The sequence below is a fragment of the Micromonospora sp. RL09-050-HVF-A genome (assembly GCF_019374995.1).
Taxonomy (GTDB): domain Bacteria; phylum Actinomycetota; class Actinomycetes; order Mycobacteriales; family Micromonosporaceae; genus Micromonospora; species Micromonospora antibiotica.
This window is the reverse complement of sequence record NZ_JAGKQP010000002.1, coordinates 3,767,876-3,784,494: the sequence shown is the minus strand read 5'-3', so window position 1 is coordinate 3,784,494 and position 16,619 is coordinate 3,767,876. Positions and strand designations below refer to the sequence as shown.

Annotated in this window: 12 protein-coding genes and 4 pseudogenes; 9 read left to right on the top strand and 7 right to left on the bottom strand. The window is 74.9% G+C overall.

The annotated features are described in order from the left end of the window. Positions 1–42 precede the first annotated feature (42 nt). Complete coding sequence (gene coaD / locus J7462_RS16470; protein WP_219464824.1) at positions 43–513, top strand: pantetheine-phosphate adenylyltransferase; 471 nt, start codon at positions 43–45, stop codon at positions 511–513. A gap of 165 nt (positions 514–678) precedes the next feature. Here coaD and J7462_RS16465 read toward each other — a convergent pair whose 3' ends face one another. Next, the gene (locus J7462_RS16465) at positions 679–882 is read right to left on the bottom strand and encodes a hypothetical protein (protein ID WP_219464822.1); all 204 of its coding nucleotides are present in this window, start codon (positions 880–882) and stop codon (positions 679–681) included. Positions 883–1,063: 181 nt separating this feature from the next. Further along, complete coding sequence (locus J7462_RS16460; protein WP_219464820.1) at positions 1,064–1,294, bottom strand: GntR family transcriptional regulator; 231 nt, start codon at positions 1,292–1,294, stop codon at positions 1,064–1,066. 297 nt (positions 1,295–1,591) lie between these two features. Here J7462_RS16460 and J7462_RS16455 point away from each other — a divergent pair, with 297 nt between their 5' ends. The 4 genes and pseudogenes from J7462_RS16455 to J7462_RS16435 all read left to right on the top strand — a co-directional run bounded on the left by J7462_RS16455 (position 1,592) and on the right by J7462_RS16435 (position 6,156). Continuing rightward, on the top strand, positions 1,592–2,011 hold the full coding sequence (locus J7462_RS16455; RefSeq protein WP_219464818.1) for a DivIVA domain-containing protein: 420 nt from the start codon (positions 1,592–1,594) through the stop codon (positions 2,009–2,011). A gap of 85 nt (positions 2,012–2,096) precedes the next feature. Continuing rightward, positions 2,097–2,377: pseudogene (locus J7462_RS16450) on the top strand (hypothetical protein). A 133-nt stretch (positions 2,378–2,510) separates the two neighbouring features. Beyond that, positions 2,511–4,810: pseudogene (locus J7462_RS16440) on the top strand (DEAD/DEAH box helicase). A 221-nt stretch (positions 4,811–5,031) separates the two neighbouring features. Then, the gene (locus tag J7462_RS16435) at positions 5,032–6,156 is read left to right on the top strand and encodes a hypothetical protein (RefSeq protein ID WP_255597751.1); all 1,125 of its coding nucleotides are present in this window, start codon (positions 5,032–5,034) and stop codon (positions 6,154–6,156) included. Positions 6,157–6,419: 263 nt separating this feature from the next. Here the strand turns inward: J7462_RS16435 and J7462_RS16430 are convergent, their stop codons facing one another. Then, positions 6,420–6,836, bottom strand: coding sequence for a helix-turn-helix domain-containing protein (locus J7462_RS16430; protein ID WP_219464817.1), 417 nt, complete (start codon positions 6,834–6,836; stop codon positions 6,420–6,422). A 225-nt stretch (positions 6,837–7,061) separates the two neighbouring features. On the opposite strand from J7462_RS16430, the gene J7462_RS16425 reads away from it, so the two are divergent. Continuing rightward, positions 7,062–7,487: a hypothetical protein gene (locus J7462_RS16425; protein ID WP_219464815.1), complete on the top strand. Its 426-nt coding sequence runs from the start codon at positions 7,062–7,064 to the stop codon at positions 7,485–7,487. 6 nt (positions 7,488–7,493) lie between these two features. Here J7462_RS16425 and J7462_RS16420 read toward each other — a convergent pair whose 3' ends face one another. From J7462_RS16420 to J7462_RS16405, 4 genes are all read right to left on the bottom strand, one after another. Next, positions 7,494–8,663 (bottom strand): SAM-dependent methyltransferase, encoded by a 1,170-nt coding sequence (locus J7462_RS16420; protein ID WP_219464813.1) that lies wholly within the window; start codon positions 8,661–8,663, stop codon positions 7,494–7,496. Positions 8,664–8,799: 136 nt separating this feature from the next. After that, entirely contained in the window at positions 8,800–10,548 is a 1,749-nt protein-coding gene (locus tag J7462_RS16415) for a DEAD/DEAH box helicase (protein ID WP_219464811.1), read from the bottom strand. Between the two features lie 380 nt (positions 10,549–10,928). Then, positions 10,929–11,156 (bottom strand): DUF3107 domain-containing protein, encoded by a 228-nt coding sequence (locus J7462_RS16410; RefSeq protein WP_091242202.1) that lies wholly within the window; start codon positions 11,154–11,156, stop codon positions 10,929–10,931. Between the two features lie 65 nt (positions 11,157–11,221). After that, positions 11,222–11,860, bottom strand: a complete 639-nt coding sequence (locus J7462_RS16405) for a TetR/AcrR family transcriptional regulator (RefSeq protein ID WP_208568268.1) — start codon at positions 11,858–11,860, stop codon at positions 11,222–11,224. Positions 11,861–13,057: 1,197 nt separating this feature from the next. Here J7462_RS16405 and J7462_RS32975 point away from each other — a divergent pair. From J7462_RS32975 to J7462_RS16390, 3 genes and pseudogenes are all read left to right on the top strand, one after another. Continuing rightward, entirely contained in the window at positions 13,058–14,137 is a 1,080-nt protein-coding gene (locus J7462_RS32975; protein ID WP_219470890.1) for a hypothetical protein, read from the top strand. A gap of 302 nt (positions 14,138–14,439) precedes the next feature. Then, positions 14,440–15,519: pseudogene (locus J7462_RS16395) on the top strand (hypothetical protein); the annotation flags it as partial. A gap of 45 nt (positions 15,520–15,564) precedes the next feature. Then, positions 15,565–16,512: pseudogene (locus J7462_RS16390) on the top strand (alpha/beta fold hydrolase); the annotation flags it as partial. Between the last annotated feature and the right edge of the window lie 107 nt (positions 16,513–16,619).

Below are 16,619 nucleotides of genomic sequence, written 5' to 3'. Positions count from 1 at the left end.
TCTCGCTGGCACGTGGTGACGGCCGGAACCTACAGTCGGGCCATGGGCATCGACGGGCCACCGCCGGCAGGAACTCCCGGTCGGGTACGCGTGCGTGCCGTCTACCCCGGCAGCTTCGACCCCTTCACCGCCGGGCATCTGGACGTGGTGGGCCGGGCGCGCACCCTTTTTGACGAGGTGGTCGTGCTCGTCGCGGTCAACGGCAGCAAGCAGCCGGGCGTCGACGAAGAGCAGCGGGCCGCCGCTGTCCGGGCGAGCCTGCCGATGGGATGGACCTCCGTCACCGTCGCCCCGTGGCGTGGGTTGACCGCCGAGTACTGCCTCCGCCACGGGGCGGGAGTGATCGTCCGGGGCGTGCGGAACACCACCGACCTCCAGACCGAATGCCGGCTCGCCGCGATGAACCAGTCGTTGGGCGTCCCCACGGTCTTCCTGCCCGCCCAGCCCGAGCTGGCGGCGATGTCATCGACCGCCGTACGCACGCTGGGGAAGTCGCTGCCGCGACCGGGGTAGCGCGGACACCGGACGGCCGGGGCGCTCCGACTGTGGAGAGTTGTTGTCGCCTGGGCCGCAACAACTCTCCACAATCCAACGGCACGGGTGGGGAGGCCGGCCGGATACCGCTCCATCGGTTCAGGAGAGTGGCGTGACCCAGGATCTCGGGCTCGGGAGTTCCGATCAGAGACTTCCGCCCCCGCTGCTGCGGAGGTTGCTGCCGTCCGTCGGGTTCCGGTGGTCGTCCAGGCGGCGGCGGGCCTGCTCCGATGCCGCCAGGTCCCGTACCTGCCGGTCCCCGTCGGTCACCGGCCGGCGGCCACGACGCCACCATGCCACGGCTGCGAGGGCCACGAGTACGACGATGAGGATGATGAGCCAGCGCATGTCTGCCTCCAATGGGTGAGGACTCTGCCACCCAGGGTGGACCCCCAGGTCAAGGACCACCGACAGGGCGGCGGAGCGGTTCTCCACGCTGGCGGGTGCGCCGGTCCGGTGGCCGGCGATGCGTGCACGTCGGTTTGCCGTGCACGCCAGTTGGCCGGGCGCGGGTTTGCCGCAGGGCGGGTCAGCGCGTCGCAGGCTCGGTGACGTAGGTGCCCCGGCCGGGCTGACCGGTGATCAGCTCTCGGTCGTGCAGCAGTGAGAGCGCACGCGAGGCGGTGTTCATGTGCACCTGGTATGCCTCGGCAAGCTCGCGGGTGGACGGCAGTTTGTCGCCAGGTTTGAGTTCGCCACTCTTGATCTTCGCGGCGAGTTCGTTGGCGATCTGGCGGTATGGGGCTTCGGCTGTAGGCATGGTGAGACTCCGGTTGGTTCGGCGTCTCTGATCATGCCGGGCCTGCACCAGTAACTGCAACAAGTTGTCGTGTCGCCGCCACAGGGGGTCGACCTACACAAACATTTTGGGTATCTTGTGGATGTCCGGTTCCGGTTGGTTCGGCAGACCTCGGGGGCGGACACCAAGGGTTGGCTCCGGGGCCGTACCGCCGAACAGGGCTGCGGTCCCGAGGCCGGTGACCCGGTCCGCGTCCCCTATCGGCGGGCCGGGTCACCTTCCACTGCACCGAATGGAACGCGACCCGGAAGGTGACCCATGCGCACCCTGCTGTCCCTGCTCCGCCGCCCGTGGCTCGGTCGATCCGGCCACCGTCCGTGGCGCGGCCTTACCCTCTACCGCCCGTGGCGCGGCCTTACCCTCCCCCTGTGGCATCGCCCGGAACCTCGTCCGCACCGTCGCCGGGCGGGACGACGCTGGTCGGAGCGCCCGCCGAACGGTGGTTGGTACCGCTCGCAGGCGTGTCGGCCGCTGACCGCCCGGCAGGTCGAGGAACGACAGTTCGGCCTGGTCAAACGAGGTCTCGACCCGGTGGAGGTGCACGCCTTCCTGCACCGGGTGGCCGCCGACCTGGCGGCAGCCCGGCGTGACCTGGCCCTGACCAGGGAGGAGAACCAACGGATCAAGCGCGCGTTGCGCTCCTGGCGAACCCACTTCACCTCGGACGTGCGCTGGTGACCCGGACGGGCTTCGCCGCCGAGCAGCACGCACGTACGGCGGTGAGCCGGACAGGCTTCACGGTCGGTCAGCCGGGCGTGCGGCGGTGAGCCGGGAACGGTTCGTCGTCCACCTGCCCGTGACCGCCGACGACCTGGTCTCCGCCCAGGGACTCGCCCGGGCGATCACCCGGGCACTCGGCTTCCTGCCTGACGTCGACCGGGGCGGCACCACCCTGTCCCGCGAGGACGCCCAGTCCGTACGCCACTGGGTCTACTGCGACCGACCGCTGGCACCCGCCCGGCGCTGCACCCGCCCGCCGACCACCCCGACGCCTGCACCCCCCACCCCCACCCCACCGCCCCTCCCTCCCGGTCGCCCCGGTGATCAAGAAGTTTGCGTCACCTGGGGGGCGGATCATGACGTAAACCTCTTGATCAACTGCATGGGAGGTCGGGGTGTCCGGCCGGGGTGGTAGGAATGGCGGGTGGAGGTGCGGGAGCGGGTAGAGCAGGACCGGGTGGCGGTGCGGGAGCGGGCCGAGGGGGTGCTGCGCCGGCTGGCCGGTGAGCACGCCCGGCTGCGTGAGGACCAGTGGCGGGCCATCGAGGCGCTGGTGGTGGACCAGCGGCGGGTGCTCTGCGTGCAGCGCACCGGGTGGGGCAAGTCGGCGGTCTACTTCGTGGCCACCGCGCTGCTGCGTGAGCGTGGCGAGCACGGCCCGACGGTCATCGTGTCGCCGCTGCTGGCGCTGATGCGCAACCAGGTGGAGGCGGCGGCCCGCGCCGGCATCCGGGCCCGCACCATCAACTCGGCCAACCTCGACGAGTGGGACGAGATCACCGCCGAGATCCACGCCGGGGCGGTCGACGTGCTGCTGATCAGCCCCGAGCGGCTCAACAACCCCGACTTCCGGGACACCGTCCTGCCGAGGCTGGCCGCCACCACCGGTCTGCTGGTGGTCGACGAGGCGCACTGCGTCTCCGACTGGGGGCACGACTTCCGGCCCGACTACCGCCGGCTGCGTACCTTCCTGGGCAACCTGCCCGAGCGGACCCCGGTGCTCGCCACCACCGCCACCGCCAACGAGCGGGTGACCCGGGACGTCGCCGAGCAACTCGGCACCGAACCCACCGCACCCCCCGCCGACCGCCACGCCCCCGCGCCGAACTCTCCGCCGACCGCGCCGTGTCGCCCGCCGCACCTCGCGCCGACGGGAGTGCACTGACCGCCGATCCTGCCGCGTCGCCCGCCGATCCTGCCGCGTCGCCCGCCGATCCTGCCGCGTCGCCCGCCGACGCCGGTGGCCGGCGGGCCGACGTGCTGGTGCTGCGGGGCACCCTGGACCGGGAGTCGCTGCGGCTGGGCGTGCTCGACCTGCCCAGCCCGGCGCACCGGCTGGCCTGGCTCGCCGACCACCTGGACGCGCTGCCCGGCTCCGGGATCATCTACACACTCACCGTCGCGGCGGCCACCGAGACCGCCGAGTTCCTGCGCGGGCGCGGCTGGTCGGTGGCCTCCTACACCGGTCAGGCCGACGACGCCGACCGTCGCGCCGCCGAACAGGACCTGCTCGACAACAAGATCAAGGCGCTGGTGGCGACCAGCGCGCTCGGGATGGGGTTCGACAAGCCCGATCTCGGTTTCGTGGTGCACCTCGGTGCGCCGCCCTCGCCGATCGCCTACTACCAGCAGGTCGGCCGCGCCGGTCGCGCCGTCGAACACGCCGAGGTGCTGCTGCTGCCCGGTGTCGAGGACGCCGCCATCTGGCGCTACTTCGCCTCGCTCGCCTTCCCGCCCGAGGACCAGGTGCGCACCGTGCTGGCCGCCCTGCACACCGACCGGCCGCTCTCCACCCAGGCCCTGGAACCCATCGTCGACCTGCGCCGGACCCGCCTGGAGTTGATGCTCAAGGTGCTCGACGTCGACGGCGCGGTCCGCCGGGTCCGTGGTGGCTGGCTCGCCACCGGCGAACCCTGGACCTATGACGAGGCCCGGTTGCGCCGCGTCGCCGAGGCCCGCACCGCCGAGCAGCAGGCCATGCGCGAGTACGCCAGCACGCCCGGCTGCCGGATGCGATACCTGCGGGACTGCCTGGACGACAGCGGTGCCGGCGACTGCGGCCGGTGTGACCGCTGTGCCGCGCCGCTGTTCACCGCCGACGTGTCCGGTCCCGCGTTGACCGCCGCGCAGACCTTCCTCGGCCGCCCCGGGGTGCAGATCGCCCCCAAGAAGCTCTGGCCGACCGGCCTCGACGCGGTCGGCGTACCACTGAAGGGGCGGATTGCCCCGGCGGAGCAGGCGTTGCCCGGTCGGGCGGTGGGGCGGCTGTCCGACCTGGGCTGGGGTGGCCGGCTGCGCGCACTGGTCGGCCCGGACACGGCCGACGGCCCGGTCCCCGACGACGTGGCGGCGGCCGTGGTGGAGGTGCTGAAGGCGTGGGCCCACGGCGACGACCCGTGGCCGCGCCGCCCGGCCGGCGTGGTCGCGGTCGGCTCCCGCAGCCACCCGACCCTGGTCGCCTCGCTCGCCGAGCGGATCGCCACGGTCGGCCGGCTGCCGCTGCTCGGCCTGGTCACCCCCACCGGCCCGGCCGGGGCCGGCGGGCCGCGCGGCAACAGCGCCCAGCGGGTACGCACCCTGCACGACGCCTTCACCGTCACCGACGAGGTGGCCGGCGCATTGGCCGGGCTGGACGGCCCGGTGCTGCTCGTCGACGACCTGGTCGACTCCGGCTGGACGATGACGATGGCCGCCCGGCTGCTGCGCCGCGCCGGTGCCCCCGACGTCCTCCCGCTGGCCCTCGCCGTCGCCGGCTGATCCGGCCGGGCCGATGCCGGTGGCGGGCGGCCTCGGCAGGCGGCCGACAACGGGCTGAGCCAGCTCGGGTCGCCACGCCGACCAGCGGGCCCAGCCGACCAGCGGGCCCAGCCGACCAGCGGGCCCACCGGAGATGGTTCCCCGGCCGGCCGTAGTGCGACCGCCGCCACGGTGCCCGGCCGTCGCCCCGGTGCCGAGGGCCTCGACGGTACGGTGGGCGGATGGCCGACCAGCGATCCGTCACCCGGCCCGCCGGCCCGGCAGGTAGCGGCGGCCCGGCCACTGACCGGGGCACCCCGCAGCCGGTGGACCGGCAGGACCGGGGTACCCCCGACGCGGAACCGGGGGACCGGCCGGGACGTGGCGACGCGGAGCCCGGCGGATGGGTGCTGTCCGCCGGGGGGACCTCGGCCGGGGACGAGGCGTCGGCGGTCGGACCGGACCGGGCCACCCTGCGGTTGGCACTGGTGGTGGGTGGCCTGGTGCTGGCCGTCCTGCTCGGCTTCGGCCTCGGCCGGGCCAACGGGCGGCCCACCGACCGTACGACGGCGACCGCCGCCACCGCCGCCGGTGACCACACCCATGCTCCGGGCACCGGGGCGCACCAGCACGACGGCACCGCCGGGCAGTCGGGCGGCGACGCGGCCACCGGCCTGTCGGTCACCTCCGGCGGCTACACGCTCACCCCGTCGGGTGGGGAGTTCGTCGCCGGGCGGGCGGGCGAACTGCGGTTCCAGATCCGGGACGCCCAGCGACGGCCGGTCACCCGGTTCGCGATCGTGCACGACAAGCCGATGCACCTGGTCGTGGTCCGCCGTGACCTCACCGGCTTCCAGCACCTGCACCCGACGATGGCCGCCGACGGCACCTGGTCGATCCCGCTGACCCTGCCGGAGCCGGGCGTCTGGCGGGCGTACACGGACTTCACCGCGCTCGCCGACGACGGCCAGCAGACCCCGGCCACGCTGGGCGTGGACCTGGTCGCTCCGGGGGACTACACGCCCCGCCCGCTGCCGGCCCCGGCCACCCGGGCGACCGTGGCCGGGTTCACCGTCGACTACGAGGGCACGGCGCAGGTGGGTGCCGCCGTACCGCTGCGGTTCCGGGTCCGGGACGGGGCGGGACAGCCGGCGACCCTGGAGCGCTACCTCGGTGCGTACGGGCACCTGGTCGCCCTGCGTGAAGGGGACCTGGGCTACCTGCACGTGCACCCGGGACCCGGGCCGGCCACCGACACGGTGACGTTCTGGCTGACCGCGCCCGGCCCCGGCAGTTACCGGATGTACCTGGACTTCCAGGTGGCGGGCGTGGTGCGGACCGCCGAGTTCACCCTCACGGTCCGCTGACCCCCGGCAACCTCCACCCGGCCCGGCGAGGCGCTGCCGTCCCTGCCTGGTCAGCCGGCGAGGCGCTGCCGTCCCTGCCTGGTCAGCCGGCGAGGCGCTGCCGTCCCTGCTTGGCCAGCCGGCGAGGCGCTGCCGTCCCTGCGTGGTTACTCGGCGAGGCGCTGCCGTCGCCGCGTGCTCGGCCGGCTCAGCCGGAGCGGCCGCCCGGCCCGATGAAGGGTCCCAGCCGAAGGGCCTCAGCCGGCGAGGGGCAGCCGGAGGAGTCAGCCGGCCCGGCGGATCGGGCGGCGGGCGAGGTAGCGGAGCAGGTCGCGGATGTGGTGCTTCTCCTCGGCGGGCACCGTCGGATCGGCCAGCCGGTCGAGGATCACCCGGACGTCCGCCTCCACCGGGCCGTCGTCGGCGCGGCGGCGGGGGACGGGTCCCGCGTCGGGCAGGCCGAGGGCCCGGAAGGCCGCCGCCACCGGCAGGTCGAGGGCGGCGCAGAAACCGCGCACCTTGGCCAGCTCGGGATAGTCCTGCCAGTCACCGGCGAGCCAGCGGAAAACGGTGGATCGACCGACCCCGGTGTGGGCAGCGAGGTCGCTCACCGTCCAACCCCGCTCGTCACGGGCGTCGTCGATGGCCCGTCGCACGAACCGTGCGAACGCCATCTGGGGTGATACCTCTGTCGAACCCATGCCGGTGAGATCGTCCCTTCCGGTGGGAGTCGGGTGTCCGGTGCGCCCTTCGAGGGTAGTACGGCGGGACGTCGTGACAATTGCCCGACAGTCCGTCCCTTCCGCGCCGACGGCGTCGCCGCACCCGGGGCAGCTGGCGGGCGGGTGCGGACTGCCGCAGTTGTCACCAACCCAGGACGGTCGGTGGGGCCCCCGCCCCGTCCCGTACGCCGAGGAGGAGCAGCTATGGCCGAGCCCGACCGTCCGGTGCCGCACCGCCCGGGTGCGGTCAGCCTCTTCTTCGTCGCCAAGGCGGGGGTGTTCGCCCTGGGCTTCTGGAGCTGGCTGCTGGTGCTGGTGTTGACCGGTGACGGGGCGACCGGCGGGCACGTGCTGGCCGCCGCCGGTGCCGTCACCACCACGCTGGTGGGGGTGGTGCTCGGCGTGCGGCTGGCCCTGCAACGCAGCGCCGCCGCCCGGCACGCCGAACTCAAGCGGCTCCTGGTCGACATCTCGTGGAACGCCTTCGCCGCCGCCGGCAACGCCGAGTCGGCCGGCACGGTGGTGCCGTTCCCCACCACGTCCGTCGAGGGCGAGCGTGGGGAGCGTGATCGGGTCCCTACGGTCTTCGCCCGGGGGCCGGGGGAGCGGCCCGGCGGGCGACGTCGCTGAGCCTGGTCACGCCCCGCCGACGGGTGCGGGCCGGTCGTCCAACAGGATCGACAGGCGCGGGGTGACCTGCCACTGGTCGACCAGCTGCTGATACTCGGCCCGCTGCGGCCCGGTGTCGGTGCCGGACCCGGTGCGGCGGGCGCGGATCAGCAGGTTGCGGGGGGTGTGCCGGGAGTCGACGAACTCGACCACCTCGGCCCGGTAGCCGTGCACCCGCAGCAGCCCGGCGCGTAGCGCGTCGGTGAGCACGTCGGCGAAGCGTTCCCGCAGGATGCCCTGCCGGGTCAGCAGCTCGTACGGGGCCGGCGTCGGCCGGGAACGCAGCTGTGCCGCCAGGTCGTGGTGGCAGCACGGCGCGGCGAGGATCCACCGGGCGTCCCAGCGCACCGCCCGGGCCAGCGCCTCGTCGGTGGCGGTGTCGCAGGCGTGCAGCGCGAGCACCAGGTCGGGGGCGGGTTCCACCACCGCGTCGGCGATGGTACCGGCCACGAAGGAGACCCGGTCGGCCCAACCGAGGCGGGCGGCCAGTTCGCTGTTGCGCTGCCGTTGATCTTCCCGGACGTCCACCCCGACCAGTTCCACGTCCAGCCCGCGACCGGTGAGGTACCGGTAGGCGGCGAAGGTCAGGTAGGCGTTGCCGCAGCCCAGGTCGACCACCCGCAGCCGCCCGGTGAGATCGTCGGGCAGGGTGGCGGCCAGCGCGCGGAGGAAGGCGTCGACCTGGCGCCGTTTGGCCGCGTTGCCGCCGATCGTCGCGAAGATCGGGTCCCCCGGATCGAGCAGGTAGTCCTTCACCCGGTCGTGGCCCTCCGGCCCGGCCGCCGGTCGGTCGGCGGTGGCCCGGTGCACCTGGGCTTCGCCGGACTTGGTCACCCGCAGTTGGAGGGTCGCCCCGGCGGTCTCCACGTGCCAGTTGCCGAACGGCTCGGCGAGCAGCGCGTCGACCGCCGCGTCGGCCTCCGCGCCCGGCGACACGTTCCGGGTGTACGGCCGGACGCCGTCGGACGTGGAGATCTGCAACCGGGGGCCGGTCTTGAGGGCCACCGGGCGTAGTTCGGCCCGGACCAGGGAGGGGCGCTGCCCACGGCGTCGACCGGCGGCGACGGCGCGGGTCAGGGCGGGGTCGAGCAGCAACGCCCGGACCTCGGTGAGGGCGGCGTCCAAGGGTTCCGGCATCGCTCCATCATCCTTCCCGGCCGATCGGTCCCGCGAGCGGGCGGACGCGGGGTGACCCGAACCGCCGTGGTGACCGGGCGGACACGCGACATCCCCCGGGCCGTCCGTACGGGCCGGGGGATGTCGGTGGTGCCAGTCAGTCGGCGGTGGCCTCGGCCGGCGTGTCCGTGCCGGAACCGCCACCACGGCGACGCCGCCGACGACGGGGCCGGGTCGACTCGCCCTCGCCGGCCGGCCCGGAGGCTGCGACTGCCGGCTCGGAGGCTGCGGCGGCCGGCTCGCCCGCCGTACCCGTCGGGGTGTCGGTGGACTCCCCACCGGTCACGGTGGTCGGCTCGCCCACGACGACCTCGCCGGCCCGGCGGCGACGCCGGTGGCGCGGGGTACGGGGGCCTTCGTCGGTGGACTCCACGGGCGTCTCGGTGGCGCCCGGCGCATCGGTGTCGGGGCGGCCCCGTCGGCCCTCGCCGCGACCGCCGGTGGCGCCCCGACCGCCGCTGTCACCGCGGCCTCGGCCCTCGCCGCGTCGGGAGCCCCGGCCGCCGCCGCTCTCACCCCGGCGGGAACGGCCACCGAGGTCCTCCTCGACCTCGGCGGAGAGCCCGGCCCGGGTCCGCTCGGCGGTCGGCAGGGTGCCGGTCATCTCGGCGGAGATGTCCAGGTCGGTGTAGAGGTGCGGGGAGGTGTGGTAGGTCTCCGGCGGCTCCGGCATGTCCAGGCCGAGCGTCTTGTCGATGATCCGCCACCGGGGCATGTCGTCCCAGTCGACGAAGGTGACCGCGACGCCGGTCGCCCCGGCCCGACCGGTACGACCGATCCGGTGGGTGTAGGTGTCCTGGTCTTCGGGGCAGTCGTAGTTGATGACGTGGGTGACGCCGCTGACGTCGATGCCCCGGGCGGCCACGTCGGTGGCGACCAGCGTGTCGATCTTGCCGGCCCGGAACGCGCGCAGCGCCCGTTCCCGCGCGCCCTGGCCCAGGTCGCCGTGCACCGCGGCCACCGCGAAGCCGCGGAAGTCGAGATCCTCGGCGACCCGGTCGGCGGCCCGCTTGGTGCGGGTGAAGATCATGGTGAGCCCGCGCCCCTCGGCCTGGAGGATCCGCGCCACGATCTCGATCTTGTTCATCGAGTGGGTGCGGTACGCCAGCTGCTGGGTCTGCGGCGACGGGCCGGTCTCGGCGGTGTGCCCGGCGTGGATCGTCACCGGCCGGCGCAGGAACCGCCGGGAGAGGGTGACGATCGGGTCCGGCATGGTGGCCGAGAAGAGCATGGTCTGCCGGTCGTCCGGCAGCATCGCCAGGATCTTCTCGACATCGTCGAGGAAGCCCAGGTCGAGCATCCGGTCGGCCTCGTCGAGCACGAGCGCGCGGACCCGGTCGAGCCGCAGGTGCTTCTGCTTCTGCAGGTCCATCAGCCGGCCGGGGGTGCCGACCAGGATCTCCACGCCCTTGCGCAGCGCGTCGATCTGCGGCTCGTAGGCCACGCCGCCGTAGATCGGCAGCACCCGCACGCCCCGGGTCCGCCCGGCGGCGGCGAGGTCCTTGGCGACCTGGATGCCCAGCTCGCGGGTGGGTACGACGACCAGCGCCTGGGGCACGCCGTCGCTGCCCTCGGCCGGCGCCAGGACCCGCTCCAGCAGCGGTACGCCGAAGCCGAGGGTCTTGCCGGTGCCGGTCGGGGCCTGGCCGATCATGTCGGTGCCGCGCAGCGCGATCGGGATGGCGTACTCCTGGATCGCGAAGGCGCGGGTGATGCCCGCCGCGGCCAGGGCCTCGACGGTCTCGGGCCGCGCGCCGAGCGCGGCGAACGTGGGGGCCTCCGGGCGGACCGGGGCGGTGGGGACCAGTTCCTGGCCCTCCAGTTGGTCGAGAATCTGTTCGCTCATCTGGATCTGGGGGTGCCCTCTCGTGGTGCGCCCCGTTTTGTCCTCAGGGCGCGTTCGGTGTGACGCGGGCCACGCGATCGGCGGCGGAGAATCGCCGCGCCGGACCGGGCCGCACGCGCGCCGTGGGCAGGACTTCGATCAGATCGGCGCCCACGGCAACTACCTCATCCTACCCGAGCAGGTCGGCACACGCTCCTGACCTGGACCCACGGCTTTTCGCCGGGGGTGGGAATTGTGACCTGAGTCACCGTTAATGTCGTCGGTGACGCCGACGGCACAGGGGTGGGCCAGCGCGGCGACCGGATTCGACACGGTCGGTGACCCGCCGCCCACCGGGCCCGGCCTGCGACGGGGTCACCCGCCGCAGGGGCCGGACCGGTTCAGCGGACGGTGAACCCGACCGAACGGGGAGACGCCTCGGCGATCTCGACGTAGGCGACCTTGCCGACCGGCACGATGACCCGTCGACCCTTCTCGTCGGTCAGGGACAGCGTCCCCTCGACCTTGGCGAAGGCGTCGGTCACGATCTGCTCGATCTCGGCCGGCGACTGCGCGCTCTCCAGTACCAGCTCGCGCGGCGCGTACTGCACGCCGATCTTGACCTCCACTGTGCCTCCTCAGGTGGGCGAGATAGCCGCCGGTCCGAAGGCTATCCGATCTCGGGGCGGGATGTTCAGGCTGACTCACCCTGGAGCGGGAAGCTCGCGATGCCCCGCCAGGACAACGCCGCGACCAGCGCCTCGGCCTCGGCCTTCGGCACCTGCCGGCCACCGGCCAGCCAGAACTGGGCCGCCGTCTCCGCCGCACCGACCAGGCCGGAGGCGAGCAGCTCGGCGTGCGACCGGCTGACCCCGGTGTCGGAGATGATGGTGTCGGTGATCGCCGCGATGCAGCCCTGCTCCACCCGCTCCACCCGCTGCCGGACCGCCGGATCGTTGCGCAGGTCCGACTCGAACACGAGCCGGAACGCCTCGCTCTCGTGGTCGACGAAGTCGAAGTAGGCCCGCACCGACGCGCCGACCCGCTCCTTGTTGTCGTTGGTGCCCCGCATCGCATCGTGCACCTTGGCGACGATGGCGTCACAGTGCGTGTCGAGCAGCGCCAGGTAGAGATCCATCTTTCCGGGGAAGTGCTGATACAGCACCGGCTTGGAAACCCCGGCCCGCTCGGCGATGTCGTCCATCGCCGCGGCGTGGTACCCCTGGGCTACGAACACCTCCTGAGCCGCCGCGAGTAGCTGCTTACGGCGTGCTGAGCGGGGCAGCCGGGTGGGCCGGCCGGTAGTCTGCGCACCGTTCCCCACAGCGGTCATGGGAACCTCCGAGTTTCGTCATCCAGCCGGCACTTTTACCCCGTACCGGTCAGGGCACTCACCCCGGCCCCGGAATTGGCCCGCCGCTGTAACTTATCGCCACTGTCACCACACGGTAGCCTCAGCGGGGGCGACCAAGGAGCGCGCGGTGAGTGAATCAGGGCAACCCGGTGCCGCCACCCCGGGAGAGCATGACGACGGTACGGGTCAGCAGGACGACCTGGCCCGTTCCGTCAACGGGTGGGCACCTGCGACCGGGTGGTCCGGCGGAACCGACGCCCCGGGTTACCGGGAGTCGGCCTCACCGTGGAACCGGACCGATCCCACCGCCGGCTGGGGTGGTCAGCCGTCCCGGCACGGTGACCTGCCTGCGCCGTTCCCCGTTCCCCCGGCCGGCGACGAGGTCCCCCGCAACGGGCGGGCCCACCGCAATGGTCACGACTCGGCACCGGAATTCCCGGCCCCGCTGCGTCGCCCGGTGAGCGCCCCGCCCGGCGGGCCGGGGCACCCCGCCGACGACCCCGGATTCACCGACGGTGACCGGCTGGTCGTGCCGGCCCAGCGGCCGGCGTCCCCGGCTGAGCCACCGCACGATCCCGAGTCCGCCCGGCACTCCTCGGACGATCCCGCCGCGCCCCGGCGCGGCCACTGGCCCGACAGTGGCCTGCCCACCTCCGCCCCGCCGGCCGTGCAGGTCCCGCCGGTCGGCACCGCCGCCTCCGGGTTCGAGGTGCCCCCCGGTTTCCACGCCCCCGAGCGGGGCGAGGCCGGGCCGCTGCCGACCGACGCCCCCGCGACTGGAGCAACCGGCTGCCCGCCGAGGGCGGCCCGCGCGGGGCCGGCCGGTTCGCCCCCACCGAGCCCACCGCCGGCACCGAGCAGCCCGGTGCCGATCCGTACGGCACCGAGCCGCGTGGTGCCGATCCGTACGGCATCGAGCCGCGTGGTGCCGGGCAGTACAGCGGGGAGCAGTCCGCTGCGGGGCGTCGGCCCGCCCCCGGACCGGACGAGCCCGACTGGTCCGGCCCGAGCTGGAACCGGCCCAGCTGGGGCGGCAGCTGGGCACCCGCCTGGTCACGGGACGAGGAGCCGCCCGCCGGCCGACCGACCCGCGCCGAACGGACGGCCGAGTGGTCGGCCGAGCCCGCCCGCCCCTACGAGCCGGTCCGTGCCGAACCCGCCCGCCCCTACCAGCCGGTGCGCGCCGAGCCCGCCCGGCCGTACGAGCCGGTGCGCTCGGAGGTGCCCCGCCCGTACGAGCTGACCCGCTCCGAGCCGGTCACCCCACCGGCGCTGCCGGAGCCCGCGCCGCCGGTGGTCGCCCGGCCCGGCCGGGACCAGCCGCCCGTCGCGCCGGTCGTCGACCGGGTCGCCCCGGGCCGCCCCGGCACCGACCACCCCGAGCCCGACTGGTCCGACCGCACCGGTCACGACCGCGACCGGCCCGAGCGGGACTGGTCCGGGCGTACCGGCCGGTCCGAGCGGGACCTCCCGACCCGCACCGACCGGCCCGAGGGCGGCTTCTCCGGCCGGTCCGAGCGGGACTTCCCGGACCAGGTGGACCGCAGCGGTCGAGCGGAGCGCTCCGAGCGGGACTGGACCGCCCCCGTGAAGCGGGACTGGACCGACCGCCCCGAGCAGGACCGGTCCGGCCGGGACTGGACCGACCGGTCCGGGCGGGACTGGCCGGAGCCCGTCGAGCGGCCCGACCGCGGCCGGCCGGCCGGCGAGTCCGCCATCGAGGGGTCGCCCACGCCGGACCGACCGGCCGAGCGACGCCCCTGGGCGGTGGGCCCGCCCGCCGACGCGCCACCCGTACCCCCCGAGACGTTCACCGGCCCACCCCCGGCGGCCCCCGAGACGTTCGCCGGCCTGCCCCGCGACGAGCCGGCCGGTCTGTCGCCCGCCTCGCGGGCCGAGCCGCCCGCCGTGCCGGCCCTGCCGGGGCCCGAACCGGTCGGGCCGGTGGCCGCCTCCGGCCCGGAACGGGGCACCGGACTGCCGCCCGCCGTCCGGGCCGACCAGCCGTTCCGACTCCCCCGCGACGAGCCGGCCGCCCGTCCCGTCGGCCGCGCCGACCAGCCGTTCCGACTCCGGTCGGTGCCGACCGAGCCGGCCACCCCCACCGATCTTCCCGGCCACCCGCCGGAGCCTCCCGTCTCCGCCGTCGGTGCCCCCGCCACGAGCGGGCCACACCGCCTGGACCGGATTCCCCCGCGCCCGTCCCGACGAGCGCTCCCCCCTACGCGGCCCGCCGATCCGCCCCTGACCCGCTGACCGCCACCGAGCCGGTGGTGGACGAACGGCAGCCGGACCGGGGCACGGCGGTGCTGCCGCAGCGCGTCCCCGCCGAACCGGACGTGCCCGTCGTGCCGGAGCCGCCAGCCGTGGAGCCCCCCGCAGAGACCCCGGAGCTCGCCCGAATCGCCACCCACCTGCGTCGTGACGACGAGCCCGCCCCGCTGCGGGAACGCCCCGAGGGCTTCGACGTCAACGCGATCCTGGACGCCGTACGGGAGGTGGCCGGGGTGCGGGACGCGGCGCTGCGTCGTACCCCCGCCGGGGCGCACAGCCTGCGCCTCGACCTGTCCGACGGGGCGGACCCGGCGGAGGTGAGCCGACTGGTGGCCCGCCTGCTCCAGGAACGGATGGGCCTCGCCGCCGCGCCGCAGAACCTGTCCGGTGAACCCAGCGCCCCGGTGCCGCCGCCGCTGCGTCGGCGTACCGGTGAGCCGCGTCCGGCTGCCGGCGAGCGCCCGGGTGACGCCCGGGGCCGTGACGAGTTCGGCCCGGCCGACCGGCGGGATCCGAACCGGGGCGGTGCCCCGACCGGCCGGGCCCGCGCCGTCGAGCCACCCGCCGCGTCGCCGGTGGTCTCCCCATCCGCTGCGGCACCGCCCGTCGTCGCGTCGTCCCCGGTCGAGGAGCGCCCGGTCGGTGACCCCGCCCGACCGGCGGGTGAGCCGACGGCCAGGTCGACCGCTGCGGCCCGTGCCGACGGGGTGTCCCGCGCCGACGGTCCGGCCTGGGACGGCGAGGAGCACCCCGCCGAGGAGTCGCCGACCGCGTCCGGGGTGCCCCGGCGACGTCGGCAGCCCGTCCACCGGGGTCGGGCCAGTGTGGAGGAGGCACCCCCGGGGGCGCTGCTGGTGCCGACCGGCAGCCCGGCGACGCTCAACGCGTCGTACTCCGGTGGGCAGATGACCACGACGGAGACCGCGCCGTCGCGACCGCTGGACACCGGCGGTGTGCCGGGGCCCCGGGTGGTGATCGACCACGTCCAGGTGAGCACCTTCGGCCTGGACGCCAACGTCGAGGTACGCCTGCTCACCGCCGGTGAGCCGGCCGCCGGTCACGCCACCGGGCCGGCCGTGGACGGGTACGTGCTGCGGCTGTGCGCGGTGGCCGCCGCGGCGGCCGTGGACGAGTTGCTGCGCCACGCCGAGCGCACCGCCGAGCGGGGACGTTGCTTCGTCGAGCACGCCGCCGTGGTGCCGTTCGGCAACTGCGAGGTGGCGACCGTGGTGGTGCTGCTGGTCTGCGACGGCTGGGTGGAGCAGTTGGCGGGGTCGGCGCTGGTCGCCGGTGATCCGCGTCAGGCGGTGGTCCGGGCGACCCTGGCGGCGGTCAACCGACGCCTCGAAGCGTTGCTCGCCTGACCTGGCACGTTGTCGGCGAGGGGTCGGGGCGGTAACACTGCCGGTATGAAGCGCGCCGCCCTCTGGCCCGAGGAGCACCTGCCCCCGCACCGGCTGCCCCCACCGTGGCCCGGCCGGGCGGTACGCCTCGACGGCACGGTCACCTACGTCCGGGACACCCCGGCCACCGGGCCGGACGCGGAACCGGCGCTGTACGTGCACGGGCTGGGTGGTTCGTCGCAGAACTGGACGGACCTCGCCGGCCTGCTCGCCGGCCGCCTCGACGGGCAGGCGATCGACCTGCCCGGTTTCGGGCGCAGCGAGCCGGGGCTGCGCTACACCATCCCGGCGTTCGCCGACCGGGTGGTGCGCTGGATCGAGCACTCCGGCCGGGGCCCGGTGCACCTGTTCGGCAACTCGTTGGGCGGGGCGGTCTCGGTGTACGTCGCCGGTCGCCGGCCGGACCTGGTGCGGACCCTGACGCTGATCTCGCCGGCCCTACCGTTCCTGAACTTCGGGCGTTCGTTGCAGGGGCGGATGCTGCCGCTGCTGGCCATCCCGCGGGGGGAGCGGTTGGCTGCGTGGCGGCTCGCCCAGCTCGCCCCGGAGGTGATGGCCCGGCAGGCGATGGAGGCGTGCGTGGCCGACCTGAGCCGGATCAGCGACCAGCGCCGGCAGGAGGCGCTGGAGGAGATCCGGGTCCGCTACGAGGCGACGCACTACGCCGCCGCGTACGTCCGGACGTTCCGGGGGCTGGTGGCCAGCTTCCTGCGGTCGTACCTGCCGGGGCCGGGGTCGCTGTGGCGGATCGCCGCCGCGATCGAGGCGCCCACCCTGGTGGTGGGGGGCATGAAGGACCGGCTGGTGGACGTCCGGGTGGCCCCGCAGACCGCCCGGATCATCCCGGACAGCCGGTTGATGATGCTGGCCGGCGTCGGGCACGTGGCCCAGTTGGAGGTGCCGCGTACGGTGGCCCGCGCCGTGCTGCACCTGCTCGCCGAGACGACGGGGTCCCCGCCGCCCGCCCGGCCCGGCAGGCCACCGGCCGGCGGTGCGGACCCGACGTCTGCCGGGGACGCGGCGCCGACGACCGGCGGTGGGGCGGACGTGCCGTCGGCCGG